Source organism: Natronoarchaeum sp. GCM10025703, from assembly GCF_042661985.1.
Classification (GTDB): domain Archaea; phylum Halobacteriota; class Halobacteria; order Halobacteriales; family Natronoarchaeaceae; genus Natranaeroarchaeum.
Genome location: NZ_JBHSZF010000001.1, coordinates 1,050,306 through 1,076,613, shown reverse-complemented (window position 1 = coordinate 1,076,613; position 26,308 = coordinate 1,050,306). Strand labels below are relative to the sequence as shown.

Below are 26,308 nucleotides of genomic sequence, written 5' to 3'. Positions count from 1 at the left end.
GTTTCCAGTTGTTAGCATGTCGAACACCTGCATGATCCCTATTTAATTCGGGCTCAACATCAACAAACAGGTGCTCGCGTTCCTGGACTACGCCGTCATCATCTGGAAGGATACTGTGGCCGTCCCAGTTCGGGGGAACTCAATTCCGACAGAATCTAGTATTGTCGGTGGGATATCAACGAGACCGATTTGATCATCAATCGTCTCGTTACTCCGTCCTGGAATCGAGATGCCACATGGGACGTGGATCACCTCTTCCCAGAACTGCTGTGGATGCCCACCAAGTCCATGTTCACCGTGCATCTCGCCATGGTCGGCAGTGACGACAATTACCGTTTCATCCCTTACGGAATCCGGCAGAGAAGTAAAGAGTCGTTCGAGCTGATCATCCAGATACTGACATTCAGCTTTGTAAAGCTGTTTTTGTAGCTGCCAATCTTTATCGCTCAGATCATCTGGTCGGTGTGTCGCCGCGCTCGCAAGTTTCTGTGATTTTCTTCGTGAGACGGGTTCTTCAAGATACTGCCGTTGATATTCGTCAGGTGCTTCGTACGGCGCGTGAGTATCCATAGGATGGACCCAGGCAAACCAGTCATTTTCTCTGTCTTCAATCCATTCCGTGACTTGATCTACGAGAACTTCCGCCCGGACGAACCGTGTATCATCTCCTCGGATATTAAGAAGTAGATCATCTATAAGATGATAGCCTCTCAGAATTGCTTTAAAAAGTAGTCCATCTTGATCGAGGCGTCCCCGAACTTCATGTTTGAGACGTTTTTCTGACGATGTCGCACCCGAATCCCACATTGAATCCATTCCTCGGTCGTAGTTGTAATCACTGCTTGCAAAACGATTATCAGTGAAACCCGCGGTCGCATAACCTTCTTCTTGCAGAGTTTCAGCAAGCGTCGGGCGGACATCATCCTCGCCCGGAATACCAAATCCATCGGTACCCCCTGAATACCTACTCCCAAGAAGGGTAGGGAACGACCACGGTGTGCCAGGACCGTTTGCATAACAACGAGTATATTCCATGTTCTTGTCGACAAAACCATGGGTTTTTGGCATAATCTCTGAGGTCACGTGATCTGCACGGAGCGCGTCGACGGTGATATAGAGGACATTCATCAAGACATAAACGAAGGCGAATGTACTAAAATGTAGCTCTTTTAGTGGAACGCCAAGCCAATAAGGGCGATATTGATCTTGAACCGTTAATTGATATCCTCAACTATTTTTCTGATATCCTTTTTAAAATTTTCACGGCTAAACTGTTCTGATGACCGGTTTAATTGAGACAAGAGGTCTTTTTGGAGATCATTATTACTCATAACAGTAGTAATATTACGAACTGCTTCTTCCGGATTTTCGTACGTGAGCAAGTTGCTTTCGTTAACAATCTCTGTTTGTCCCCCGGATCGAGGTACAAATGGAATAGTTCCACTCATCGCCATTTCAGCCACAGCAATACCAAAGTGCTCATATTGTCGTCCATGGATTCCATACTTATGAGAAATTAATGCATTATTCAATTCGGACCGATCAAGCTTGCCTTCTAAAGATACCCAATCATATTTTGAGACTCGATTTTTGATTTCTTGATTATACTGTGTGGACGACTCAGGACCTATGATATGCAAATGTGTATCATATCCAGTTTCTCGTACTGATTTTATCATCTTAATTATTTTTTTAATATTTTTGCTTGGATAGATGCGACCAATACATATAAATCCATCTTCTCTTTTTTCAAATGATTTCGAGTCCTTTGGAGGAACAACAGGAGGATAGACCACCTTAGAGTCTACATTGTACGCTTTTTCTACCATCTTTGCAGTCCATTTTGAATTACTCACCAAACAATCTGACTCATCAAACTCAATATCCATGCCACCCATTCTCCTACATAATAGATTATATATTGGCAGAAGTTGATTATCATTTCCAACTACTCCAGGAATCGATTTACCACCATACTGGGGCACGTGAATGTATTGTAATGTTTGAATATCGTTGATGTCAATTTCATTACTAGTGCTTATAATGGCATCATAATTATGAGAAATTGACTGGGCATATCGGTTTAATAAAGACTTTTTCATTCGCTCTAATCCTATACCAAAATGTTTTTTGGAATATTTTGACGGTATATTTAGAACTCCTGAGTAATCAGGGACAATAACGCTATCAATCCTTGAGTATGTTCCCAACGCCTTATTTAATCCTTCAATATCTGGCTCGCCACTAGTTATGAGATCTACTTTATGATCCTGTTGTAAGGCTTCAATAACATTAAGACAGACTGCATTAGCTCCCCCGGTAGATTTCAATTCAGGGTGCACAACACCTACTCTCATGAATATATGGTCCTGAGTTGCTCTATGGTTATATTCTTTCGCTCCTGTAGTAGTGTCCCAGATCAGTCGTTGCGATGTCAACGTTCGACGTCACAGTGTGCTGGAGCATCGTATTTAATTGTCTTTATACGAGGGTCGATGTCCTCTAGGTCGCCCACCCCGCCGACCGTCGCTTCGATGATTGTGCGCCTTGATGTTCAATCACGTTTTGAATTACAGCGGTTCCGTATCGAGATTGCCCTTTGTATCAACGGTAATTCTATATCTATCACCATTAGAATCTTCGATGACCGGCCCTTTTTGATTGGTCATCTCTATATCGCGATTTTCGACCATGACTTGATCATCAGCGGTCGTCTCTGACTCTCGCCCGACCGCGACCGAATTGGAGTGGTTGACCGCTGCACCCTCGCCGAGTGCGACCCCAAAGTTCGGGCCGACACTCGCGCTTTGCCCAATAGCCACGGCGCCGATTGTGTTGCCGCCAGCATCGGCATTCGCCCCGACAACCGTCGTCCGATTTGTCGCATCCGCCTCCCGGCCAACCGCAGTTGCGTTCATCGCGCTCTGGGCATTGTATCCGATGGCGGTCGCTCCCGTATCCAATGCATTTGCTCCGAATCCGATGACAGTCAAGAGGTCAAAATTCCCATCAGCTTTGTTGTCGCCACCGACAATCACTGCCCGAGACACCTCATCACTTGGACGAATATTATTTCCAGGACGACGCCTCTCCCTGGATGTTCTGCATTCACACCCATCGCTAGCGATTGATTGGCGGCTCTGGCATGACTGCCAACGGCTAACGATTCCTGACTGCCCGCGATCGCCGTCCGACCGACGGCCATCGGCGGCCACTGCCTCCCGCCCGACATCCGTTCGCGCGTCCCGCCGAGGACGCCCCCGGTGTCTAACTGTGCTGGCGGATGCGCCCCGTCTCGCGACAGAGATCCGGTTAAGATAGTCGTCCGGGTTATCGTCGCGCTCAAGACGGGCAACGAGCCGTCGCCCGGCAATTGCGAAATTCAGAGCGGCAGACTACTCATCGGCCGGGTCAGACTCCTCCCACACACCGGCACCCGTGGTACCGTCCGACGCAGCAATTATCGCGCCAGTTTCTGTAAATTCGCCACCCGTCACCTCATATGCGGAGAAGCCGACGTAGACGGTCCCAGTTTGGTCATCTCGACGACTCAGCAAAGCGATCCCCGGCATCCCCTCCGCTTTTGCAGGCCAATTCCAGATATATTTTAGAACCATATTTTCCGGGTCTTCGGCCCGATGAATCGCGTAGATCCCCGGCGAACTCTGGTTATCCGAACCAAGGACCATCCCGTGCCGTCCGGCGAGGATCGTTGTGATCTGATCCCGTTCTTCGAGGGGGTTGTCGAAATGCTGTAGCCGGTACCAAGTGTCGCCGTCGTCGTCTGAATAAAAGATGCCACCCGCATCAGTGTGGCCGTCAATGGTCCAGAATCGGTCGGCCCACGGGTCATATGCACACCCGTGGTGGTGCATGTCCTCGTGGTGGTCGGGATGTCGCTCCACGGAATCGTACACCTCTGACCACGTGTCCCCTGCATCAGTGCTGATCCAGACATGTCGGCTATCCGGCCGGCTTCCGCCTCCGGCGTAGTGGTTGACGACGAACTTTGTCCCGTCTCCGTCAATACTCCAGCGTCGGATGACGGTCCCATCGTCATCGAGACTGAACACGGATGTCCACGAGACGGATGTTGTCTCGTCGCTGTCCCACCCCGACGACTTATATATCGAGTCGGCAGAAGCGATCAACACCTCGCCGTCATCTGTCGGCAGGATGTGCCGGTCGGGATCGATTGGCGTGTCGACGTGATGGCTCCACGTCTCGCCATCGTCGTCTGACCGATGGATGGAGTGCTGCCCGTCAACCTCCGCACGCCCCCACACATAGCCGTCAAAGGCATTGAGGGGCCATGGGGGATCTCCCAGAGACTCCCGCGTTGGAGCAACAAGAGGGGTCGGATGCAGAGCCATGTGTTCGAAGGACCGAGCACGATCGATGCCTGCCGGCTCCTCAGTGAGCACTGATTGTTCGGTATCGACCGCCTCGTGATGTGTTGTGCTAGGAATGGATTGCTCTTCCGAACCCCGGCCAGCAAAGTACTCCCAGTCTTCAGCTGACGCGTCCCACCGCCAAGTTATCTGCTGATCTGTCGCGTGGTACAGCTCGTCGTCGGACTCTCCCGTGTCGGGTCGTTCCGAGATTGGACCGTGCACGATCGCCTGCACGTCAACCGCGTCGACCGTGTCAATGGTCCCAGTCAGTATCGCCCTGTTCAAACCGGTCTAAATTCAGTCGTGGTGTTTCGTCTACCATGATTAGAGCGTGTCATAGAAAGCGTCACGTACGAAGCAGCAGGGTGCGCGAAGTGTGTCCAACACAAGCGCAACCCTGCAAGATGTAGCTTCGGTAGACGACTTCTTGAATGTCGCGGCTATCGAGACAGTGCCGCTGTTTGAACATCTTGAGTTCGAGTTTCTGCTGGAGTACGACGTGTTCGCCCCCGCTTCGAGGGGGCGAACACGAGTTTACCAGCCACCAGATCTCTTTCGCGGCTTTCTGCACTGCTACTACGAGGATGTGTACGGTACACGCCCGGTTACACGAGAACTTCAGAACGGCCTTGTCTGGTACTACTGCGGACTCGACAAACCGCCATCCAGAGACACCATTGACCGCTTTCTCACTGACCTCGAACAAGTTATCGACGATGTCTTCGACAGACTCGTCGAGCAGGCCGCCGCCCGCGGCCTGCTCGACTCCACGTACTCCATCGATTCGACACACGTTGAAGCGATTCAATACAACGACGCGGCGTCATGGAACTACGATCCAACGGCTGAGGAGTACTACTACGGCTTCGGCTGTACGATCATCTCGACCGGCGCAAAGATCCCGATAGCAGCGGAGTTCACACAGGCCAAACAAGCAGATAAAGAGACGGCGATGCGCGTCACGTGTGACGCGCTCGCCGTCGATATACCGGTCTGGATGCTTGGAGACAGCGCCTACGACATCCTCGACTGGCACGACCACCTGCTGGCCGCAGGGGTCGTGCCAGTCGCCCCATACAACCCGCGAAACACTGACGACCCGAAAGACATCAAGTACAGGGTCGAAGACCGAATCGAGGAACATAGCGAGGACGTGCAGCTGAAACAATCTATCTTGGACGAGACGTACAACAACCGGACAGGCGTCGAACGAACCAACGACGCGGTCAAGGATTGCGGCCTCGGGCATATCCGCGCCCGAGGCCGCGTCCACGCACGAACAGAAGTGTTCCTCGCGCTGTGTCTTCGGATTGTTGTCGCAATCACCAACTACGAGCGAGGAAACGAACCGGGCTGTGAGAAGCTATGAGATGGATTCTATGACACGCTCTGATTAGTTAAGTTGGATGGCCGTACGGGCTGGCCCCGTAGCCAATACCGTATTCTTCGTCATCACCGGTTCCACCACCGCCCCGTCGCTTTCACCGACACCTCCACCTGATGACTCGCCGTCTTGTTCCTCTCCTCCATCATCATCTTCAACACTGCCGTCTCCATCGTCGTTTTCTTGCTGCTTATCGGTGTCTCGCTCGTCGCGCTCTTCGTCTTCGTCAGGATCGTGCTCATTCTGCTTATCAGTGTCTTCTTGATCGTCTCCGCCATCGTCCGCATCGGCGTTGTCAGTGACTCCATCGTCTCCGTATCCGTACGATGACTCGTTGTCTGATGATGTGTTATCGTTGCTAAAACAGACCGCGAAGAGTGCCATGCTACCGGCACTTATGGCCAGTAACTCTCGCCGCTGGAGAGCAATCCTCTCACGGTCCATAAGCTGTTATATTACTACACAAGTATATTATTTTGGTTATTGTTGTTGGTGGTTTTTAGATATTAGGCCTTGGTGAATCACTGTAAGGCAGCAGGAGAGGTCGTCAAATCGAAGGAATTGAAGCGGGAAATCGGCGATGCTCTATGTCGAAGATTTCCCGCTTCACGAGCAAACTAGTATAGAGCGAACCAAGGGTTGAATAGATCACTCCTGAGAGGAGGTAATTAACTAGACAGTGCCTATAGTTTGAGGTTATCGCCCTTTCTTTTATGTCTGTAATAGTACAAACTGAAAACCAAGTACGGTATTAAATATATAAATAATATAATTATAGATACATTATGCCAGAAGATTGGTAGACTCCAGAGGGGTGAGTGCCAAGATAAGACTATACTTGCAGCAATAAGGCCATATATTTGACTTGAAAGGAAACTTTGACTAGATTTTGAATATGCGATTTGTGACACATATCCCCACAAAAAGATTATTACTAAACCAAATACCCCAAAGTCAAGATACGGGATTCCTAGTGCTGTCGCTGTTCCTCCTCCTTGCGTTGGCTCTATAGCTGCATAAACAGATGTTAGATATGCATCGCGTACATCATCTTCTATAAATAAATACTGAAATATAAACCCAAAGGTTTCAAAACCATATGTATGTTCACTTATATATGTGATACTCCGGTGCAAGTTTCCAATATCGTTTGAAAAATAAAAAAGGATTCTATCGATGCTGTACGTCACTGAAGTAATAACTGAATCAGGCGAAGAACGTACTCGTACCACTTCTTGAATTGTCCATACACTAAACCCAATAATAGTGCCTATAATTGGATAAACAACTGGAATTCCTTTATCAGAGATAGATATATACGTGATGAGCGATCCAATAATGGCGGCAGCTAAGAGTAGTCGTTGAGACACTAAAATCGGAAGTACTGTTAATGGTATCAATCCAATAATTAAAAGTGTGGTTAATCTCTGGTTATTATAGTATCTATGATTTATCAATGGATTGTCGCGCCCTATTACAGCAAGGCTCGCTGCTGAGAATATCATCACACTAATGAACCCAGTATATAACAGCCGTGCGCCGGGAAACGGTTTTTGTTCTCTCCACAGCTGACCTGTAGAGTGCCAATCAGACAATAGACCACTTAAGAAAGTACGAAAAGATCCAATCTGATAGATGGCGAGTACGGTCCAGCAAAACAAGAGGAAAAGAATAGCAACACCATATAAATAAAATAACAACAGGGAAATGTCTGATTTTTCCATTGTCTGTTTTATGTACTGATGTCTGAAAATATCATTGGGCATTTTAATTTGTAACTGAACTCGATTTGCGACAAATACACCCAGCAAAAATACTGCTGTTGATATAATAACCCATAAGCTTCCTTCTACGGTAATTGTGGCTCTTGGAACATCATGAAGTCCGTAGACTAACTCTTTCGGACCTATGTATGCGGCAATATGTGAAATAACCCATGTTACGACAAATAATATCGCAGGGGATACATATCTTCTTGTAATATATTTCATGTATTATGTAGTGCGGGTGATATTTTTTATTGTTATTACTAACTTACTTTTTGTATCTCTTCTTAATAAAGATAATACTAATGCTATGTATGTTTTCCACAATAATGGATACAGCATTATGGATTTGAGATAATAAGAAATAGCGTCTTTGAATCTTCGATGTGATTGTAAAAACCTACCCACCGTGAAATACTGCACAGCAAAACTTTTTCTACGCTCATGCCATGGCAAGCTGTTTATATCCTCTTGAATATATTCAAGAACCTGTTTATGAGCTTCCATGCGAGGTTCAACATTACTAGTGATCCGATTATCATTCTCAATATACATAGTCACAAGAGGATCCACAATGTAATCAAAGTCATAATCCCGTGATATTCGAATCCATAATTCATAGTCTTGTCTGGCAGAAAGATCTTCATTAAAACCATCAACTTTATCAAAACAGCTTGAACGGACCATCACAGTTGACGTAGGGTTTATCCAATCCTTTTTTAATTGCTCTTTATAGAGGTCTCCTCGCTTAGAGGGAACTTCTCCAATTTCAACCGCTCCATCGTGTTTGACATAATACCCAGTATAAACTACACCTACTTGCGGTGAACATTCGCGAAAACGAGTGACCTGCCGTTCAAGTTTCTCACAATCCCATTTGTCATCACTATCAATAAATGCTATAAAGTCACCATCAGCTGCTTCAATACCTGTATTTCTTGCAGCGGGTGCACCTCGATTAGTGTCGTGACAAATATAATTGACTTTATCTCCGTATTGTGACATCAATTCAGAGGTATTATCTGATGAGTTATCATCTACTACGAGAAGCTCCAAATCAGAGAAAGATTGATTGATAACACTATCTATTGCTCTTGAAATCACGTCCTCCCGATTGTATGTCGGAAGAACCACACTAACTGTTGGGTCCATTAAAATCACACCCTTATTTGTATATTATTGCTAAACCAATTGGTGACCTTCGATAATGGCTCTTGACTAAAACATTCATTGTTTTTATTATACATGATTAGTACTGGCTACAGACACGGTCAATGCCCTCCTGTAAATAAATTCTGGGTTTCCACCCTGTTGCTTGCTCCATTTTTGAATAGTCTGCACAGGTGTCGTGAATGTATACGTCTTCAGGAATCGGGTTCTCCACGTAATCCGGTTCCACATTCGTACCGAGTTCTTCATTGATCATGTTCACAACCGTATTAAAGTCATAGGCCTGGCTAGTCCCAAGGTTATAGATATCGTCAAGGTCGTATCCGGCTGCTTGTACCAAGCCACGGACAATGTCATCAACATGCGTGAAATCACGAGTCTGATTACCATTGCCATACAATTTTGGTGAGTTACCGTTCGCGATGTCGTCAGCAAACTGAGCTATAACATTGGCGTATTCTCCTTTATGACTCTCAGCACCACCATACCCTTGATACACCGAAAACAAGCGCATCCCTGCTGCTGTCAAGTCATAATGGTTTGAAAAGTACTCAGCGTAACTCTCACGTGCGATCTTTGAGGCCTCTTAGCCAGTATTGACTGTGATATCCATGTCTTCGGGTGAAGGATCAGTACGGCTACCATAGATAGATGATGTAGAGGCGTACACGATCGTATCACAACCGTCTGCCCTTGCCTGTTCAATAACATTAACGAATCCCTCGACGTTCACTCTTGCGCCTGTTGTGGGTTCGTCTTCATGCATCGCGTATGACGACAATGCTGCCAAATGAAATACAACATCTACATCTGTCGGTAGGTCGTCGTCAAGTACACTCGTATTGGAGAAATCAATATTATCGTCCAAGTTCTCGGAGGTTCCGAGATAGGAGTTGTCCACCACTATAACATCATTGCCCTTAGCGAGTTCATTAGCCAGATTTGAACCAATGAATCCTGCACCGCCAGTCACCAAAATACGCCGGTCTTGCATTGTTAAAAACAGTAAATTCTTCCAATAAAAAGGCACCCATTTTTATCATTTACACTGTTCTGGTATCGGACCCAAGGGAGAGACATAAACTGTTTTATATAGTAAATTATGAGAAAAGATGCCCACTGAGTGAATTCTCACAAATCATTATAAGATCGCACCGACTTGATTGTCTACTTTTCTGAGTAGGGGATCATTCCATCCGGATCAGGATACCCAATCGCCATGAGCATGACGACGGTCTCATCAGACTCCAAATTAAGAAGTGATTGCAATTTCCGCTCGTTATTAGGGATCGCTGGCCAGTTGATGCAGCGAGAAGCAAGTCCCTGCGTCTCTAGTGCAAACTGGAAGCCATTCCGAAAGACTGATATCAATGTAGATGACGTGTTTGTCGCGATCATTAAAATACGCTCGCTGCTTGTCGACGATCACCGCGAGGGATGGGACGTTATCACTATATCCAGAAGCACCGATAGCAAGAGACGATAGCTCGTCAATCAGTTCACGGTCATCAAACAATAGATACTGGTAGGACTGTCTGTTGCAGGTGCTCGGCGACTGCATAGCGACTTCCAATGCTTCGTCGGTCTCCTCTCGAGGAACTTCCCGGTCCTGAAACCACCGAGTGCTCGTTCGCTGGACCGCTAATTGTTCCATCTGCTCAGGTGACACTGGAGACTCACCGAGCTCGCGACGCGGGAACAGGACGCGACCGTCCGGAGTATACTCGATCTCTGAGGGGAACTCCGACTCGGCCTCAATGATGATCTCGGTTTGATCCACGGCGTCAAAATATTTTGATAAGACGTCAACGGCCCACTTGAGTTGTTCGTCGTCGGATTCCGGGTCCCATGCCGTCACTAGATCAGCAACGACCTTTCGGATGTACGACTCGGCGAACACCGAGCGTCGGTTAGGCATCGAGAGCCCTTCTTCAATCCTATGCACACTCCGTATGATCTGATGGCATGGTGCCTATCGTTGAGATTCGAACACTTCGTACGCCGCGAGCCCGGACAACACGGAGCGTTGTTCGCTGTAGAACATTCCAGTGACATGAAAGTACAGCGCAGTCAGAATCCGCGACCGGTGATTGAATCGAAGGGCACGGTTCTTCGGAAGAACGCTCCAGACGACGTGCGTAAAGAACTGCCGATAGGCGAAGTGCTTCTCTTTGCGTAGAAGGGTGCTGGTACCCTCCTCATGGTAGACCGAACTCGCGCGATTGAGTACCGAAATCATCCAGTAATTGTTGCAAGAGGACTGACACAGGCATGGGACATCCGAGACACAGAAGCAACTCACTCTTATTCGATGTAGATATCACAACAGATATATCGTCAGTCCAGCAATCTGGACTCGAACGTGACATCTCTCGTCATCGGGTGCGCTCCGTCTATCGAGAGGACGGAGCTCTCGTTTTATGTAAGAAGACCCTACGAAAACTGCACACAAAGAGCTATTGCCGAGCGATTTCCGTACGCGGATACTACTCGCTAAATATCGACGATCGAACCGTCGAGTTCTCTGCACCGACCCCAACGCTGGTAGAACGGAACCGGCAACGCTTCCGGCAAGAATCCGAGGAGATTTATGATTTCTTCGGATCAATTAAAAAGGAGGACGACGTAGTGTACGATATCGGGGCGAATACCGGTCTCTACTCGCTTTTTGCCGCGACAAAGTGCCGACATGGGAAGGTCATCGCATTTGAACCCTATCCGCCAAATGTGGAGATGCTACGACAGGACCTTGAGGGCGGTGTTAACTTAGCCATTGATTCCACCAGACGGCGTGAGCTTGTAGCCATGATTCTGCGGTATCTGGATCAACGTGGCTGAAGCAGTTTGAAAACGAAGATGTTCGTCGTTCTACCTCACGAAAGACACGTTCGACGGCGTTTCTGAAAGCCGTGTTGCTGGACGCGGTAGCTGAGATTTTCTCGTCGAAGGCCGGCGATGAGGTCATCTGCGTCATCGACGAGAAACACGGCGTCTGTGACGGCGTGTTTCTCGGTCAGTTCAGTGAGAAACTCTCGTGCAATCGGCACCGTATACGTTGGGAACAGTCGTGAATGGAGAATTTTGTTGGATTCAGGATCAACCGCGGTGTACAGCCAGTATTACTCGTCGTTGATCCGGATCGATTTTTGATCGACCGCAACTCGATCCAGATTCTCACCGCCGCTCGGCTGTAAATCCGCTTTTTGAACCCAGTTGTGAACCGCAGTGCGACTGCGTTTGACACCCGACTCCTCAAGTAACACAACTGTATTCGAGAGTGATAGGCCCGCAAGATGGTGGCGAATACCCTTTTTAATGAGCTGCAGGGGTGTCCTCTCACGCTGCACAAACTCCAAGTTGATCCAGTCTGTAGATTCGTTGAGGCGGTCGGTTTCGGCCATGAACATCCGAATCTTCGACCGCCTCGTTCCTAACTTAACACGACCACCTTGAGCGGAACAGCTTATATAACATCGAGGTCGTGGAGTCCGCACTCTCCGACTCCGTCGGCGAGATCGAGTTCAGCCAGCCCCAGGAGGATGATATCGGATACGGCTCCTCTTCGATTGGTGCCAACGGTACGCGAGAGACACTTACTGTTCCAACGACGACCGGGGATAAACTAGTAGCTCCATTCGTCTTTAGCTAAGCCTCACACCTCGGTTGCGTAGCGGTAGCGAGCGTCTCTTGTAAGATCGGTCGTTGCTGATGAATCTTCTGTGCCTCTTCGATCAGCCGTTCCAGCAACGGCGGTGGCGAGTAGCCAAGGTACTCACCGAGTTCGTGGAGGATGAGCTGGCGTGCGACCGGAAGGTCGCCGCCCAGCGTTCCGGCGGAAACACGATCTCATCAGCGGCCTGCTCAGTGACCAGAGCCAACAGCTCACCACTCACCAACAGCGACAGCAACGCCGCATACACCAAAATCTCTACGACAACAGGGTTGCTCGTGTCGAACTCGTCCAATTCGTACTGCGTCTTCAATTCACGAAACAGCGTTTCTACCTCCCATCGACACCGATACAGCGTTGCTAGATCTTCCGGGAGAAATTCTTCTCGCGGCACGTTCGTGATGTACAGATGGTAGTCGTCGTCGTCCTTGTTGCGGCCGACGACGACGCGGAACCGGTTTGTGTCCGGCGACCGATTTCCCTCATACTGTCCGGATTGAATTGTGTTTCGACCCTAACGTCAATTTACTCCGCAAGAGGCCATCAACCACATCATGGCTCTTCTCGCCTTCCAGGGGAATGGCGCGGGAGTGATCAGCGCAATCCCTGCAGAGAACTCTGTCGAGTCATCAACAATAATCTAATGATCTCACGGGCTCACGCTGTGCCAGCTGCCGATACTTCGGGATAAACACACATGTATCAATTTATATGACTCAGTAACAGATATGGTTGTAAGATGCTCATATCGGTCGTATCTCCCGATCTCTCGCACAACTGTCTCGGTCGCGCGTACGTTCTCGCGCAGCTTATCGAACAGAATTACGATGTCGAAATCGTGGGGCCAAAACTCAAAGGGACGGTATGGGAACCGATCAAGGACGAGTACGAGTACAAAGGGGTCGAAACGGGATCACGAGTGTATCAGTTCCCGTTCGCCGTTCCGAGTCTTTTGGATCGGATCTCCGGAGATCTCGTTTACGTGTCAAAGCCTCGGACGACTAGTTATGGTCTCGGCTTGTTAGCGACAATTGGCCGCGATAGACCGCTCATCCTCGATATCGATGACTGGGAGACGGGTTTTAGTTACCGACACGGACGGCTGGAAACGGTTTTAAAAGGGGTTCCCAGATTAGCATCAATGAACTCGTATTATTATAAAAGATTTCTCGAAGCCCTTTCAGGTGTAGCGGATGCCCGGTCCGTCTCGAACCACTTTCTCCAAGATCGATTCAGTGGCACCCTCGTCCCGCATGCAAAAGACACCGAGAAACTAGATCCATCACGCTTCTGAAAATCGGCCGTACGAAACGACCTCGACTTACCTGCCGAAGAATTTCTTGTGATGTTCGTAGGGACACCTCAACCGTACAAAGGCGTTCATAACCTTGCGAAAGCGGTAACAGAAATCGGACGGGATGACGTACAGACAGTGATTGTCGGAGCACACGACTCTGAGTATGTCGACAAAGTCCGTCGGCTTGGCGGGGACTCAATCATTATTCGCGGAATGCAGCCATTCGATAAGATTCCGAAGTGGATCGCAGCTGCGGATGCCATCGCGATTCCACAGGAAAACAGTCCTGCGACGTGGGGACAGATGCCTTCTGAAAGTGTTTGACGCGATGGCAATGGGTAAGCCTGTGATAGCAAGCGATGTGAGTGATCTACCGATCGTCTTGGAGGGTTGCGGTCGGATTATAAAGCCGGGGGACGTTGGAGAATTGCGGGAGTCGATCCTCGCCCTGTACAACGATCCGGAGCTATGTGAAGAACTGGGGACAAAAGCTAGGCAGCGATGTGTTAAAAAGTACAGTTACAATGCTCTTGCCCCCGTTGTTGAAGAGCTAGTCTCTACTGCTTACATATCCGCATGAAATAGCGTCAAGCGACATTAGATTGATACAATAGAGAGGAGGATATTATCGGTAGTTCCTATCGAGTCAGCGAATATAAAATGAGCCGTGACCCACCAAAATTAGCTCGTGTATAGCGATTCACCAGAACCCGACCGTAATTGGTTAAGTTGATCTCGCACCAACGTCTTGAGAGTGGGGCTAAAAAGTACAAATATAGAATAGGAAATAACACCCACCACAATTACAATAGTGAGCTGCACTATGGTTTCCACTGGAGTTATTTGTTCCAGTACCAACAAGCACACAGCCATTAACCCCGACGCTACACAACATTCAAACCATGCCCGAATTGGTGCGCGAATTGTAAGAAATCTCTGTAAATAATACCAGTGAAGTATCACCCCACCGACAAGTGAAGCTAAAGTCGTAGCCACTGCTGCACCAGCGATACCATATTGCTGAATAAGCAGTACATTTAATATAAGATTTAGTATCACTGCTACAATAGTTGCACGCGCGGCAAGATCAGGCCGATTAACAGCTTGTAATGATCTACCTAAGACAGTCTGTACCGATTCAGTTATTTCATCAGTCATCAGGACTATCAGGGCTAACCACGCAATTGCAGCATCTTCACTAAAAACAATAGAGAGGATCTCAACAGAATATAGTGCCACCCCAAAGAATGCGGGAACAACTATTAACGGAGTCAGTGCTAACAATTCCGTTAGCTTCGTTTCAATTTTCTCCTTTGAATCAGAAGCGTGCCAGTTACTGACCTGCGGGAAAAATGTTGTAGAGAGCGCTTTACTAAATATGATGGTGAAACTTGTGATACGCCAAGCGATTTCGTAAGCTCCGACATGTGACGGTGAGAGAAAGTAACCAATGATGACAATATCCATCCAATTATAAAAGTATCCTCCGACAGAGGAGACTAGATTATACTTCGCATATGAAAATAGCGATCGGAAATGCTTAAGCGATGGTCTTGTGGGTTGGATAGATACACGGAGCCATCCAATCACAGATACAGTAACCAATCCAGAAAGTATGCCAAAAATCAAAGCTTCAACTTCCAATCCGTGGATCACCAACAAGACTGAGGTCACAACCCAGATGATCTTCCTAAGTATCTGTAAGGAGGCAGTTTCTTCTACCCGAAGCTCGCCTTTAAGTACGGAAATAGAAAGATTGGCTATTTCTTGTAGTAAAATAGCAATAATCAAATAAACTGCTACAGTGGTCCCGACATATTCGTTTATATAAGGGGCGGTAAGCGCGATTGCAGAACAAATAATCACTATTGGGACAGATTTGATTATAAAAGCACTAGCAAGAAATGCCCCCTGATCCTGTTCCTCGCTAATCCGCTTTTCGATAGCACCACGTAATCCAAAATCGGCAGGAATTGCCAAGATGCCTAAAACAGCTTGGAAAAGAAAAAATATTCCAATAGTTGATAATCCGATGGCACTTTCTGAAATATATGATAGCTGCAAATTGAAGGATTGCACTACTAATGTTGGCTAAGAACAGTTTAGAGGTAGAACGAGCAATATTCATCGTGTTTTCAAGAACTCTTTTACGAAAGTACTAACCCTTTATCATATAAGCTCAGAGCTGAGCCTGAAATCAAAATGACCACACATAAACACACATATAATTTAATAAATTTTAAATTCTATAGCATCAATATTATATTTTATAGCATTAATGATACTATAATTAACCCCAATATATACCAACATTGTGACCATATGTTAAAATTTTTGAGAATGACCAGTCATAGGAGAATCTTCGGTTAGTTTCAATGGCACAACGAATATCTCCGAGATTCAACGATCTATAAGGATGTTTTCAAATTGATCGGTTGCATTGTCCCAAGTGAACTGCTGAATATATTCGTGACACTGACCTTTCATCCTTTCAACTCTCTCGGGGTTATCAAGAAGATTTTTTACGGCTGTAACAATTGGAACAGTCTGACGTGCCGGAATAAACTTCACAGACTTCTCTGGGGAGTACTCACGCACCGCACCAACATCCGTAGAGACAACTGCAGTTTTACATGCCATAGCCTCCATCGGAGGCATCCCGTAACCTTCAACCCAACTCGGATAAACGAATATGTCTGCTTGAGAATAAAGTCTTCGAATGTTCTCCTGTGAAGGATCTTCGTGGAATTCAACAAAGTCGGGAATCACGGGACGCTCTTTAGTCCCGAACATGAGGTAATTAACGTCAGGTCGTTCCTCATGGAGACGTTTGAACGACTCAATAGCCTGTTCATCTCCCTTTTCTCGTGAGTTACGATACAATGCGAGGATGGTGGGATCATCGTCGTCGTCCACATTCAGGTCTGGATAGAATGTATCAAAATCGATCCCGTATTTCACTTTTCCACAGTGTTCGTGACCGAGTTCATCAAGCACGTCTTCTTCCCACTCCGAAGTGATAATGAGGTCAAGAGAAAGTTCATACGACTCGTCAACGAGCTTCTTGTAGGATTGAAGATGTGGATCATCCGGAGTAACTTTAGTCATATTTACAGAGGGTCTACCATCAAGCGCTGACGCTTCTTCCCAGCAATCAGAGTCGTCCCAGACTGGCCAAATTTCGTAGTGCTGAACGAAATAAAACTTTTGTCCCTTTGATTCACTCAGAGTGGCCACAGGGTATGCTGTTTCCCACGCTGTTGCTATAGTACAATCGGCTTCAGGAATCCAGCGTTCAAGCATTCTATCGAACCGCGGTTCCATATGTAGTATCTTTTGCTTATCGGCTTTTACAGGCAGCCAGTCAAGCGTTTGCGAGACCCGTGAGACTGTTCCGAGTCCAGACGCACACACCGTGCGAAGGGAACCCATTATTGAATGAGGCATCGTAGGAGCGATGTGAGAAGTGATAATCGTCACATTGTGGCCCCTATCAACCAGTCTGTTCGTGATTTCGACGACGCTTCGGATCCCGCCTGATAACCCGAAATGAGGGAGAAGCACGTTTATTTTCATAATCACTAATTAGGGGTCAGTATAGAAAATGTTGCGACATCGCAGTTGATCACGTGAGTTGATCTTTAGTAATTCCAAACGCCTAAGTCGATCTATTAGTGTTGGGTAAGTAATGGTCCAAATCCACGGTGTTGAGGTCCGCAATCTACAAGTAAACACGGACGAACGGGGGCATTTGGTTGAAATCTACCGAAAGGACTGGGATGAGTATGACCCTAATCCCACAATGTCGTACTATTCAATGACCTACCCAGGAATAACTAGAGCCTGGCATAAGCACCACCGCGGTCAAATTGACTACTTCGTCTGCCCTAAAGGACGAATCCAGATCGCCGTCTATGACGACCGCAACGATTCACCCACACAAGGTGAACTCGAAACTCACATTATCGGCGAACACAATCAAAAAGTAATCAGGATCCCCGGTGATTGCTGGCACGGGTTCAAAGCTATCAGTGATGAGCCCGCATTCCTCATTAACTTCCCGTCGAATCTCTACGATTATGACGAACCTGATGAAGAACGTCTTCCATATGATACAGATAGAATACCTTTTGACTGGGACGAAGAACCGAGTGGATAATCATGAAGGGTGTTCTTCTTTCGGGCGGGACCGGATCTAGACTCCGTCCCATAACCCACACGGGACCCAAGCAGCTTGTACCAGTCGCAAACAAACCAGTCCTCGAATACGCGATTGAAGACCTCAAGGAAGCCGGCATTACCGAAATCGGCGTCATCCTTGGGAATAAAGGTAGAGATGAGATCCAAGAACTTCTCGGCGACGGCTCCGAGTACGGCGTCAAAATCACCTACATCATCCAGGGGAACCCCTTGGACTCGCACATGCCGCAGGCTGCGCCCGAGACTTCGTCGGCGACGACGATTTCGTGATGTATCTCGGCGACAACATCCTCAAATCCGGCGTCACTAGCCTCGTAGAGAGCTTCGAGGCGGGTGACTACGGCGCAGGCATCGCGCTCCAAGAAGTGGACAACCCACAGGCGTTCGGCATTGCCGACGTCGACGACGAGGACAACGTCACCGAACTCATTGAGAAGCCCGACGATCCGCCGACGAATCTCGCTCTCATCGGGATGTACGTCTTCTCACCCGCGGTCTTCGATGCCATCGACGACCTCGAACCGTCATGGCGTGGCGAGCTCGAAATCACCGACGCGATACAGGATCTCCTCGAAGACGGTCACGAGATCGATTCGCACGTCGTGACCGGCTGGTGGAAAGACACCGGAAAGCCCGAGGACATCCTCGAAGCGAATCGGCTCGTTCTCGAAGATGAGAGCCTCGAAACAGCAGGTACTATCGAGACGGGGGCGGAAGTCGAAGGCCGCGTCGAGCTCCACGAATCTGCCACCATCAAGGACGGTGCGGTCGTCCGTGGCCCGGTTTCCATCGACAAGAACACGACAATCGGGAGTGGCGCCTATGTCGGGCCCTACACCTCCATTGGCGCGAACTCCACGCTTGAAAGCGTCCACATCGAAAACAGCGTCGTCATCGGCAACTCTGAACTCACGGCGTCGGGCCGGATCGTCGACAGCCTACTCGGACGGAACGCGAACGTCGAAAGCGCCGAAGAACTCCTTCCCGAAGGACGCCGACTCGTCGTCGGCGAGAACTCCCAGCTCAAACTCTAACTAAAAATGAGAATCATCACCCACACTTGTCCGACCTGTGGTACCGTCGTCGCGGCGAACGAACTGGAGGACAATCGCGTCATGAAGTGTCCAGGACTCGGCTGTCAGGAGGTTCTCCACTTTGAGGATCTCCCGGAAGACGCGCGCAATCACTTCCTCGGTAACCGAGACCGATATCAGGTATAGTTCGACTCGAAGATATCCCGAATAGCTTCCACATCTTCTCGCAGTGTCGTTTGCGAACGGTCCAGCGTCGCCTCTATGTGTGAAACGTCTAAACCTGTCCCGCGCGAACGACGTTACTGCCAAGTTGCCCGTTTGCGCCGATAACGAGAAGCCCCATACTTTCGCTGCCCCAGTGGCTAGGTCAATATGTTCTCTGGATAATATTAAGCTTACAGACACAAAACGACCGGATGGCCAGATCACCTCACAGATCCCGGATCAAATCGGGTAGTTACAAATTGATTTGTTGTCGGAAGTACTCGACCGATTCACGTAACCCATTCCGCAATCCTACTTCAGGCTCCCACCCCAACTCCGAACACGCTTTCGTGATGTCTGGCCGCCGAACCTCCGGATCCTGCGGCGGGAGCTCCTCATACGTTATTCCGCTCTCACTCCCAGTCACCTCCGACACAACTTCTGCCAGTTCGTTTATCGTCCGCTCGTCGGGGTTTCCAATATTCACTGGCTCTTGCACTTCGGACTCCAGCAACGCCACCAAGCCATCGATCATATCCGACACGTAACAGAAGCTCCGCGTCTGTTCCCCGTCGCCGTACACAGTCAGATCCTTGCCCGTCAGTGCCTGCTTCATAAAGTTCGGGATCACACGGCCGTCATCAAGCCGCATCCGCGGCCCGTACGTGTTGAAGATCCGGGCCACCCGGACATCCAGATCGTGTTTGTCTCGATAGGCACGCACCAGCGACTCTCCATAGCGCTTCGACTCGTCGTAACAAGAGCGCGGCCCATAGGGATCCACATTCCCGCGGTAGGACTCCGGCTGTGGGTTCACTTCGGGGTCGCCATACACCTCGCTCGTCGACGTGAACAGGTACGTCGCTTCTTTTTCCTTCGCCAACCCGAGCGTCTTGTGCGTGCCGAGTGCGCCCACCTTCAGCGTCTTGATCGGGTAATCCCGGTAGAACACTGGTGACGCGAGACTCGCTAAATGAAGGACCGCGTCCAACTCGCCGGAAACATGGATGAACTCCGTCACGTCGTGCTCATAGAATGAGAATCGCTCGTGATAGAAGGCGTCGTCTAGATTCGCTGTCCGCCCGCTCACCTGATTGTCCATCCCGATGACTTCGTGACCGTCCGCCAACAGCCGATCACAGAGGAACGACCCGAGGAAGCCTGCCGCCCCAGTGACGAGAATTCGGCTCACTCGAACTGCTCCTCCAGGAGTTCCTGAACAGCGCCGTTCATATCGCCGTCGTCATGGCGAAGCGCCATTTCGATGTTCGCTTGCAGCCAACTCGGGATGTTCCCGATGTCGTAGCGGTCGCCGTCGAGTTCGACGCCACGCACGTCGTCGAGTTTTCTGAATCGCATCCGTTAGTTGGAGTTCACCACCGACACCTGGCTCCGTTGCTTCGAGGATGCCGAAGATCTTCGAGGTAAGAATGTATCTTCCCGTAATCGCGAGATTCGAGGGAGCTTCGTCCTGTGGGGGTTTTTCGACGAAATCGTTGACTGGGAAGCTCTCCGCAGTCGCGTCCACGTCAGCGGTATCAGCGACTCCATACGAGGGTACTTGCTCCCAGGGAACCCGTTCGAGCGAGAGCGTCGATGTGTCATGTTTCTCGGCAGCTGAAATGAGGTTCTCGGTGCATGGCGTTCCGTTCTCGATGATTGTGTCGCCCAACAGGAGCGCGAACGGTTCGTCACCCACGTGTTTTTGAGCGTACAACACGGCGTCACCGAGGCCGTCTCGTTCTTTCTGCCGAACGTAGTGAATGTCAGCTAGATCCGCGATCTCCTGTACGCGATCGAGCCGATCAAGCTTTCCGTCAGCCTCCAGTTCCTCTTCAAGTTCGTAGGACTTGTCGAAGTGCCGTTCGATAGCCTGCTTACCGCGGCCGGTAATGATGAGAATATCGTCAATCCCGGATTCGACTGCTTCCTCGACCACATACTGGATCGTTGGCTTGTCCAAGACGGGCATCATCTCTTTCGGTTGCGCCTTGGTCACCGGCAAGAAGCGAGTACCGAACCCCGCTGCAGGAATGACTGCCTTCGTTACATCCATGAGTCATAACGATGTCAACGCTCCCGATAAATATTGTTTGTCATTGGATCGTAACCTGTCGGTCTGAGATTCGGACTTCACAACGACCCTTGAGAACCCTGAATGGGAACCTGACCAGACGTTTCTTATCAGTGACTCACGAATGGACAGTTGAGATGCGTCTTTCCATCATCGGCAGTGGCTACGTGGGAACGACAATCGCGGCGTGTTTCGCGGATCTCGGGCACGACGTGGTCAACATAGATATCGACGAGGAGATCGTAAAGACGATTAACCACGGGCAGGCCCCCATCCACGAGACAGGACTCGACGAACTCATCGCCGACCACGCCGGCCCCAAGGGTACCGGCCGCCTCCGGGGGACCACGGACTACGACACCGTCCTCGATACAGACGTAACGTTCCTCTGCCTGCCGACCCCACAAAACGACGACGGCAGCATCGACCTCTCGATCATGGAAGCAGGCGCAACCCAACTCGGGCAGACTCTCGGGAATGCTCCCGACTGGCACACGGTGATCGTCAAAAGCACGGTCGTGCCCGGATCCACGGAGGATGTCATCACACCGATCCTCGAAGCAGAGAGCGGCAAGACCGCTGGCGAGGACTTTGGCGTCGGGATGAATCCGGAGTTCCTGCGCGAGGGGACCGCTGTTGAGGACTTCCTACACCCGGACAAGGTTGTCCTCGGTGCCGACGACGAGCACGCACTCGCAGACGCTCGCCATGTGTTCGACCCGCTTGTCAGCCAGGCCGATGCGCCGGTCGTTGAGACCGACACTCGCACCGCGGAGATGATTAAGTACGCTAACAACAGCTTCCTTGCGGCGAAGATCAGCCTCATCAACGACCTCGGAAACATCTGTGAGGAGTTCGGGATCGACTCATATGAAGTCGCGGCCGCGATCGGCCTCGACGACCGCATCGGCGAGCAGTTCCTCCGTAGCGGCGTGGGGTGGGGTGGAAGCTGCTTCGGAAAGGACGTAGCAGCAATCATCGCGGCGGCTACAGACGCTGGATACGAACCGCCGCTTCTGAACGCGGCCGTCGAGGTCAACAACCGCCAGCCGCACCGATTGGTCGATCAACTCGCGGAGCATCGTACGCTTGACGGTGCACGGATCGCCGTGCTCGGTTTGGCATTCAAACCTGGAACCGACGACATGCGGAATTCGCAGGCAATCCCTGTGATCCATCGACTTCAAGAGCGTGGGGCGGCCGTGACCGCCTACGATCCCGTCGCAACGGAAAACGCCAAAGAGTATCTCGATGATGTCGCGTACGCCAACTCGGCCGCAGGCGCGCTAGCCGACGCCGATGGCGCGGTCGTCGTCACCGACTGGGACGAGTTCAAGACGCTTGACGAAGAGTTCGACGCGATGGCCGCCCCGATCGTTGTCGACGGTAGACGAATCATCGAGCGCCGCAACGGAATCACGTACGAGGGATTAACCTGGTGACCTCGAGTGTCTCTAGCTTGTGGGTCAGAACGAGGCACTGGAGATGCCGACAAGCGGTCTCAGTAGCTGAGAGCTGATTTGCGCCTGACACGGTTCAACTCGAATCGAGTCGGGATTCAAGTGACTGCTGGTCCATATTCGATTAATGACAACCGACCGCGAGTTGAACCCGTCTGAAGAGTGGCACTCGATTGTCGAACACGTCCCGCTCGTCTCAGTCGACCTCGTCGTCGAATACGACGACGGCGTCCTCTTGGGAAAACGCAAGAATGAACCTCCGAAAGACGAATGATTCGTCCCCGGCGGAAGGGTACTAAAAAACGAATATCACATGAATGCAGTCCTCCGTGTGGCGGAGGAAGAACTCGACGAACCAGTGGTAATCGACGAGTGTCTCGGCATCTACGAGCACTTTCATGACACATCCGAGATCGACGACGTCGACTTGAAACACTACCTCGCGACTGGTTATCGCTGCCGCCTCGAGCGCGATCACGACCGATGATCAACACAGCGCATTCGAGGTGTTCCGGCGACCGTATCAGGATCACCATCGATACGTTGAACAGTATCTCGACACAATCGGACAGAACTGACCCCAACTACATTGTTGATAGCTCTAAAACGACAAAACTTCTGTTCGTACGTGGACGCGGCCTCGGGCGCGAACGTGCTTCAGGCCGCAGTCCTTGACTACATCGTTGGTTCGTTCGACTCCTGTCCGGTGGTTGAACGTCTCGGACCGTGTCATAGAACAGTTCTCATGATTTCGATAACCGTCTGGAAACGCCGTAAACTTGGTTCAAGCCGTTTATACTGGGCTACACAGGCAAAAAAGGGCTCTGGTGAATCGCCATATGGCGTTGGGATACAGCTTTTGAGCGTCCGTTGTAACCTCCTTCGACAAGCATCAATCGAAGGTTTTGCGGAGATAGCCGCCGCTGAGAATGAATCCCGGGATATTATCGCCATGATTGCCCGTCAGTTTAGACCCCAATCCCGACGCAGCCTAGTGATTCACCAAAGCCGTTAGAGATGAAGATCTGGCGAGTGCTGCTGCGTCTCTCGGCGCAGCTGCACGACACCGCTGATCACGCCGTGATGGACGCGACGTTCTTCGACCGCGAAACCGCCAGCAAGCACTACTGCCGCCGGACGAATTATCGCGTTCAAACGCTGAAAACAACCGCACTCGTCGATACAAAAACACAAGCAGTCCTCGACGTTCATTGTACGACCGAGAAACGTCACGACACGCAGATCGGCTGGCAACTCGCCCGCCGCAACGCGGGCGAGATTGCCAGCCTCGCCGCCGACAAAGGCTACGATTGGCAGCAATTACGCGAGAAATTACGCGAAGAAGGTGTAAGACCGTTGATCAAGCACCGCGAGTTCCGACCCATCGATCACGCGCACAACGCGCGGATCGATGGATCTCTATACGGTCAACGAGCACTGTCTGAGACCGTCTTCTCCACGATCAAGCGCACGCTCGGCCACGCGGTGCGTGCCTGAGCGTGGTACCGCGAATTTCGTGAGATCGTCCTGATGTGTGCGGTCTACAACATCAAGCGAGCCGTGAAACAGTGAAATCAAACGCCTTCTGGCGATTCACCAGAGCCGACGAGGAGGAACGCGATCATTTCATCGAAAACAGAGATCAGTACCGCCTCTGACTGGCGAACCTACAATTTTCGATTCTACTGCTCAGTCGAGAGCTGCTGATATCTCATCTGTAAGGACTGGTCGATCGCGGCTAGTCAGTGTCCTCGCAAGTGTCGTCGTCAGACACGTGTAAACCGGTCGCGGGGCGGGCCGATCAACGTCGTCAAGTGATCCCTCTTCGACCAATCCCGGATCAGCCAGACCGGAACTCTCGATCAAGGCTTTCCCGAATTCATAGGGCGTTACACAGTCTCGGCTCGCGACGTGGAATATACCATCTACGTCTTCTTCAAGTAATGCCAACACGACATCCGCCGCGTACTCCGCGCGCGTCGGTGTCACATACTGATCAGTAAAGGCTGGCACCGACTGCCCCTCACGTGCCCGGGCGAGTACCCACGCTGGGAACCCCTCCAGTTCCCCAGTCGCACCGTGGCGTCCCCAGACGAAGGAGAGCCGACAGACGATCGCGTCCGGATCGGCGTCAAGTACCTGCTGTTCGCCCGTCAGCTTCGTCTTACCGTATACTTGGACCGGGTTCGGTTCGTCGTTCTCCGCGTATGGTTCCTCGGCCTCGCCGTCAAAGACGTAGTCCGTCGAGAGGTGGACAAAGGAGATCCCGAGTTCGGCACAGACTCCGGCCAGATAACCTGGCGCATCGCCGTTGACAGTACGTGCAAGGTCTGGGTTCTCTTCACACCCGTCAACATCAGTGTAGGCAGCACAATTCACAACAGAGTCGGGCTCAACCTGCTCCACGATTTCCCGAACCTGTTCGGAATCACGGATATCGAGCTTGAACAGATCGACATCGAATGCGGGCCGTTCAGTATGATACGTGCCAGAAACGTCGATACTTCGATCCAGACAGGTTCGAACCAGCGAACTCCCGACAAGCCCGTTCGCCCCGATGACCAGTACGTGCATGCAAACGTGTTGGACAAGAAAGAAATAAAGTGCTGCCGATTCGAGTACCGCCTAATGAAAGCCTTGGTCACGGGCGGAGCGGGATTCATCGGCTCGAACTTCGTCAACTGGGCGCTTGAAGCGGATCGCTATGACGAGATTACGACTGTTGACTCGCTCACCTATGCAGGGACGACTGAAAATCTGAAGGAGACACTTGACGACGACCGTCACGAGTTCATCGAGGGCGACATCCGGGACGAGGAGATCATGGATAATCTGGTTGCGGAGGCCGATTATATCTTCAACTTCGCTGCGGAGTCCCACGTCGACCGCTCGATTGAGGACGCTAGTGAGTTTGTCTCGACGAACGTGGACGGCACGCGCGTCCTGCTTGATGCAGCCGTCGAGCACGGCGTCGAGCGGTTCGTCCAGATCTCTACAGACGAGGTGTACGGCGAAATCCTCGATGGCGAATTCTCGGAAGACGACCCGCTTGCGCCGCGGAACCCCTACTCTGCAACGAAGGCGAGTGCTGACTTACTTGTCGGGAGCTACTACGAGACTCACGACCTTCCGACGATCATCACACGCTCCTCGAACAACTTCGGCCCACACCAGCACACTGAGAAACTGATCCCAAAGTTCATCACCCGCTCGCTCGCTGGCGAAGAGCTTCCCGTCTACGGCGACGGTTCGAACATCCGTGAGTGGACCTATGTCGTCGACAACTGCCGCGGGATCGATATCGCCGCCCGTGAGGGCAATCCCGGCGAGGTGTACAACGTCGGCGCGAGCGAGGAACGGACGAACCTCGAAGTGACTGAGGCGATCCTCGACGCGACGAGCGGCTCCGAAGAGCAGATCACTTTTGTCGAGGACCGACCGGGCCATGACCAGCGCTACGCACTCGACACGAGCAAACTCGAAGCGCTGGGCTGGAAGCCCGAGTGGACCTTTGAGGAGGGGCTCGTGAAGACCGTTGATGGGTTGCAGTGAGTTACAAACTGGTCGCAATATTCTATCTCACTAAAATCCTGAAGCTGATCCACTTCTCAGCACCAGTGTGAGAGTACATTTCTGCTCTCACCCTCAATCGGAG

Annotated in this window: 21 protein-coding genes and 8 pseudogenes; 12 read left to right on the top strand and 17 right to left on the bottom strand. The window is 50.5% G+C overall.

All coding sequences use genetic code 11. The features are described from left to right. Positions 1-87: 87 nt before the first annotated feature. The 4 genes from ACFQH2_RS06080 to ACFQH2_RS06065 all read right to left on the bottom strand — a co-directional run bounded on the left by ACFQH2_RS06080 (position 88) and on the right by ACFQH2_RS06065 (position 4,286). The gene (locus ACFQH2_RS06080) at positions 88-1,128 is read right to left on the bottom strand and encodes a sulfatase (protein ID WP_377076550.1); all 1,041 of its coding nucleotides are present in this window, start codon (positions 1,126-1,128) and stop codon (positions 88-90) included. Positions 1,129-1,214: 86 nt separating this feature from the next. Next, entirely contained in the window at positions 1,215-2,357 is a 1,143-nt protein-coding gene (locus ACFQH2_RS06075; RefSeq protein ID WP_377051880.1) for a glycosyltransferase, read from the bottom strand. A gap of 213 nt (positions 2,358-2,570) precedes the next feature. Continuing rightward, complete coding sequence (locus ACFQH2_RS06070; RefSeq protein WP_377076549.1) at positions 2,571-3,038, bottom strand: hypothetical protein; 468 nt, start codon at positions 3,036-3,038, stop codon at positions 2,571-2,573. 357 nt (positions 3,039-3,395) lie between these two features. After that, positions 3,396-4,286, bottom strand: a complete 891-nt coding sequence (locus ACFQH2_RS06065; RefSeq protein ID WP_377076548.1) for a WD40/YVTN/BNR-like repeat-containing protein — start codon at positions 4,284-4,286, stop codon at positions 3,396-3,398. A gap of 484 nt (positions 4,287-4,770) precedes the next feature. On the opposite strand from ACFQH2_RS06065, the gene ACFQH2_RS06060 reads away from it, so the two are divergent. Further along, positions 4,771-5,763 (top strand): transposase, encoded by a 993-nt coding sequence (locus ACFQH2_RS06060; RefSeq protein WP_377051182.1) that lies wholly within the window; start codon positions 4,771-4,773, stop codon positions 5,761-5,763. Between the two features lie 83 nt (positions 5,764-5,846). On the opposite strand, the gene ACFQH2_RS06055 is transcribed toward ACFQH2_RS06060, so the two are convergent. The 5 genes and pseudogenes from ACFQH2_RS06055 to ACFQH2_RS06035 form a co-directional block, all read right to left on the bottom strand. Next, positions 5,847-6,056, bottom strand: a complete 210-nt coding sequence (locus tag ACFQH2_RS06055; protein WP_377076547.1) for a hypothetical protein — start codon at positions 6,054-6,056, stop codon at positions 5,847-5,849. A 405-nt stretch (positions 6,057-6,461) separates the two neighbouring features. Then, positions 6,462-7,769 (bottom strand): O-antigen polymerase, encoded by a 1,308-nt coding sequence (locus ACFQH2_RS06050; RefSeq protein ID WP_377051061.1) that lies wholly within the window; start codon positions 7,767-7,769, stop codon positions 6,462-6,464. Between the two features lie 3 nt (positions 7,770-7,772). Continuing rightward, positions 7,773-8,696, bottom strand: coding sequence for a glycosyltransferase family 2 protein (locus tag ACFQH2_RS06045; RefSeq protein WP_377051063.1), 924 nt, complete (start codon positions 8,694-8,696; stop codon positions 7,773-7,775). Positions 8,697-8,793: 97 nt separating this feature from the next. Next, positions 8,794-9,708, bottom strand: a pseudogene (locus ACFQH2_RS06040) (NAD-dependent epimerase/dehydratase family protein). Positions 9,709-9,996: 288 nt separating this feature from the next. After that, positions 9,997-10,614, bottom strand: coding sequence for a nitroreductase family protein (locus ACFQH2_RS06035; RefSeq protein WP_377076546.1), 618 nt, complete (start codon positions 10,612-10,614; stop codon positions 9,997-9,999). Positions 10,615-10,985: 371 nt separating this feature from the next. Here ACFQH2_RS06035 and ACFQH2_RS06030 point away from each other — a divergent pair, with 371 nt between their 5' ends. Beyond that, positions 10,986-11,552 (top strand): FkbM family methyltransferase, encoded by a 567-nt coding sequence (locus ACFQH2_RS06030; protein ID WP_377051067.1) that lies wholly within the window; start codon positions 10,986-10,988, stop codon positions 11,550-11,552. Here the strand turns inward: ACFQH2_RS06030 and ACFQH2_RS06025 are convergent. Together ACFQH2_RS06025 and ACFQH2_RS06020 are read right to left on the bottom strand one after the other, a co-directional pair. Further along, positions 11,476-12,115: pseudogene (locus ACFQH2_RS06025) on the bottom strand (IS6 family transposase). The gene ACFQH2_RS06030 and the pseudogene ACFQH2_RS06025 sit on opposite strands and share 77 nt — an antisense overlap. A gap of 244 nt (positions 12,116-12,359) precedes the next feature. Beyond that, positions 12,360-12,971: pseudogene (locus tag ACFQH2_RS06020) on the bottom strand (transposase); the annotation flags it as partial. Between the two features lie 152 nt (positions 12,972-13,123). Between ACFQH2_RS06020 and ACFQH2_RS06015 the strand changes: the two are divergent. The 3 genes and pseudogenes from ACFQH2_RS06015 to ACFQH2_RS06005 all read left to right on the top strand — a co-directional run bounded on the left by ACFQH2_RS06015 (position 13,124) and on the right by ACFQH2_RS06005 (position 14,261). Continuing rightward, positions 13,124-13,678: a hypothetical protein gene (locus ACFQH2_RS06015; RefSeq protein ID WP_377076545.1), complete on the top strand. Its 555-nt coding sequence runs from the start codon at positions 13,124-13,126 to the stop codon at positions 13,676-13,678. A 21-nt stretch (positions 13,679-13,699) separates the two neighbouring features. Beyond that, positions 13,700-14,005: pseudogene (locus tag ACFQH2_RS06010) on the top strand (glycosyltransferase); the annotation flags it as partial. After that, positions 13,938-14,261: a glycosyltransferase gene (locus tag ACFQH2_RS06005; protein ID WP_377076544.1), complete on the top strand. Its 324-nt coding sequence runs from the start codon at positions 13,938-13,940 to the stop codon at positions 14,259-14,261. The pseudogene ACFQH2_RS06010 and the gene ACFQH2_RS06005, both read left to right, overlap by 68 nt. 101 nt (positions 14,262-14,362) lie before the next feature. Here ACFQH2_RS06005 and ACFQH2_RS06000 read toward each other — a convergent pair whose 3' ends face one another. Both ACFQH2_RS06000 and ACFQH2_RS05995 read right to left on the bottom strand, forming a co-directional pair. After that, a complete protein-coding gene (locus tag ACFQH2_RS06000) occupies positions 14,363-15,760 on the bottom strand; it encodes an oligosaccharide flippase family protein (protein WP_377076543.1) in 1,398 nt (465 codons plus the stop codon). 321 nt (positions 15,761-16,081) lie between these two features. Then, complete coding sequence (locus ACFQH2_RS05995) at positions 16,082-17,257, bottom strand: glycosyltransferase family 4 protein (RefSeq protein ID WP_377051870.1); 1,176 nt, start codon at positions 17,255-17,257, stop codon at positions 16,082-16,084. A 112-nt stretch (positions 17,258-17,369) separates the two neighbouring features. On the opposite strand from ACFQH2_RS05995, the gene ACFQH2_RS05990 reads away from it, so the two are divergent. The 3 genes and pseudogenes from ACFQH2_RS05990 (at position 17,370) to ACFQH2_RS05980 (ending at position 19,101) form a co-directional block, all read left to right on the top strand. Further along, a complete protein-coding gene (locus ACFQH2_RS05990) occupies positions 17,370-17,840 on the top strand; it encodes a dTDP-4-dehydrorhamnose 3,5-epimerase family protein (RefSeq protein ID WP_377051868.1) in 471 nt (156 codons plus the stop codon). Between the two features lie 2 nt (positions 17,841-17,842). Continuing rightward, positions 17,843-18,915, top strand: a pseudogene (locus tag ACFQH2_RS05985) (glucose-1-phosphate thymidylyltransferase). A gap of 6 nt (positions 18,916-18,921) precedes the next feature. Then, complete coding sequence (locus ACFQH2_RS05980; protein WP_377051864.1) at positions 18,922-19,101, top strand: hypothetical protein; 180 nt, start codon at positions 18,922-18,924, stop codon at positions 19,099-19,101. A 271-nt stretch (positions 19,102-19,372) separates the two neighbouring features. Here the strand turns inward: ACFQH2_RS05980 and ACFQH2_RS05975 are convergent, their stop codons facing one another. Next, complete coding sequence (locus ACFQH2_RS05975; RefSeq protein ID WP_377051862.1) at positions 19,373-20,311, bottom strand: UDP-glucuronic acid decarboxylase family protein; 939 nt, start codon at positions 20,309-20,311, stop codon at positions 19,373-19,375. 51 nt (positions 20,312-20,362) lie between these two features. Beyond that, entirely contained in the window at positions 20,363-21,175 is an 813-nt protein-coding gene (gene galU, locus ACFQH2_RS05970; RefSeq protein WP_377076542.1) for a UTP--glucose-1-phosphate uridylyltransferase GalU, read from the bottom strand. Positions 21,176-21,330: 155 nt separating this feature from the next. Between galU and aglM the strand changes: the two genes are divergently transcribed. Both aglM and ACFQH2_RS05960 read left to right on the top strand, forming a co-directional pair. After that, positions 21,331-22,635: a UDP-glucose 6-dehydrogenase AglM gene (gene aglM / locus ACFQH2_RS05965; RefSeq protein WP_377051858.1), complete on the top strand. Its 1,305-nt coding sequence runs from the start codon at positions 21,331-21,333 to the stop codon at positions 22,633-22,635. Positions 22,636-22,780: 145 nt separating this feature from the next. After that, a pseudogene (locus tag ACFQH2_RS05960) lies at positions 22,781-23,231 on the top strand (NUDIX domain-containing protein). Positions 23,232-23,254: 23 nt separating this feature from the next. On the opposite strand, the pseudogene ACFQH2_RS05955 reads toward ACFQH2_RS05960, so the two are convergent. Further along, positions 23,255-23,374 (bottom strand): annotated as a pseudogene (locus ACFQH2_RS05955) (IS5/IS1182 family transposase); the annotation flags it as partial. Between the two features lie 293 nt (positions 23,375-23,667). Between ACFQH2_RS05955 and ACFQH2_RS05950 the strand changes: the two are divergent. Then, positions 23,668-24,225, top strand: a pseudogene (locus tag ACFQH2_RS05950) (IS5 family transposase); the annotation flags it as partial. Positions 24,226-24,342: 117 nt separating this feature from the next. On the opposite strand, the gene rfbD reads toward ACFQH2_RS05950, so the two are convergent. After that, positions 24,343-25,227: a dTDP-4-dehydrorhamnose reductase gene (gene rfbD, locus ACFQH2_RS05945; RefSeq protein WP_377051856.1), complete on the bottom strand. Its 885-nt coding sequence runs from the start codon at positions 25,225-25,227 to the stop codon at positions 24,343-24,345. A gap of 54 nt (positions 25,228-25,281) precedes the next feature. Here rfbD and rfbB point away from each other — a divergent pair, with 54 nt between their 5' ends. Then, positions 25,282-26,205, top strand: a complete 924-nt coding sequence (gene rfbB / locus ACFQH2_RS05940) for a dTDP-glucose 4,6-dehydratase (protein ID WP_377051854.1) — start codon at positions 25,282-25,284, stop codon at positions 26,203-26,205. Positions 26,206-26,308: the final 103 nt, after the last annotated feature.

Coding starts and splice junctions, on each gene's coding strand:
- ACFQH2_RS06080 (WP_377076550.1), bottom strand. CDS start 1,128: ATGAATGTCCTCTATATCACCGTCGACGCGCTCCGTGCAGATCACGTG.
- ACFQH2_RS06075 (WP_377051880.1), bottom strand. CDS start 2,357: ATGAGAGTAGGTGTTGTGCACCCTGAATTGAAATCTACCGGGGGAGCT.
- ACFQH2_RS06055 (WP_377076547.1), bottom strand. CDS start 6,056: ATGGCGGAGACGATCAAGAAGACACTGATAAGCAGAATGAGCACGATC.
- ACFQH2_RS06050 (WP_377051061.1), bottom strand. CDS start 7,769: ATGAAATATATTACAAGAAGATATGTATCCCCTGCGATATTATTTGTC.
- ACFQH2_RS06045 (WP_377051063.1), bottom strand. CDS start 8,696: ATGGACCCAACAGTTAGTGTGGTTCTTCCGACATACAATCGGGAGGAC.
- ACFQH2_RS06030 (WP_377051067.1), top strand. CDS start 10,986: ATGGGACATCCGAGACACAGAAGCAACTCACTCTTATTCGATGTAGAT.
- ACFQH2_RS06015 (WP_377076545.1), top strand. CDS start 13,124: ATGCTCATATCGGTCGTATCTCCCGATCTCTCGCACAACTGTCTCGGT.
- ACFQH2_RS06005 (WP_377076544.1), top strand. CDS start 13,938: ATGCCATCGCGATTCCACAGGAAAACAGTCCTGCGACGTGGGGACAGA.
- ACFQH2_RS05995 (WP_377051870.1), bottom strand. CDS start 17,257: ATGAAAATAAACGTGCTTCTCCCTCATTTCGGGTTATCAGGCGGGATC.
- ACFQH2_RS05990 (WP_377051868.1), top strand. CDS start 17,370: ATGGTCCAAATCCACGGTGTTGAGGTCCGCAATCTACAAGTAAACACG.
- ACFQH2_RS05980 (WP_377051864.1), top strand. CDS start 18,922: ATGAGAATCATCACCCACACTTGTCCGACCTGTGGTACCGTCGTCGCG.
- galU (WP_377076542.1), bottom strand. CDS start 21,175: ATGGATGTAACGAAGGCAGTCATTCCTGCAGCGGGGTTCGGTACTCGC.
- aglM (WP_377051858.1), top strand. CDS start 21,331: ATGCGTCTTTCCATCATCGGCAGTGGCTACGTGGGAACGACAATCGCG.
- rfbD (WP_377051856.1), bottom strand. CDS start 25,227: ATGCACGTACTGGTCATCGGGGCGAACGGGCTTGTCGGGAGTTCGCTG.
- rfbB (WP_377051854.1), top strand. CDS start 25,282: ATGAAAGCCTTGGTCACGGGCGGAGCGGGATTCATCGGCTCGAACTTC.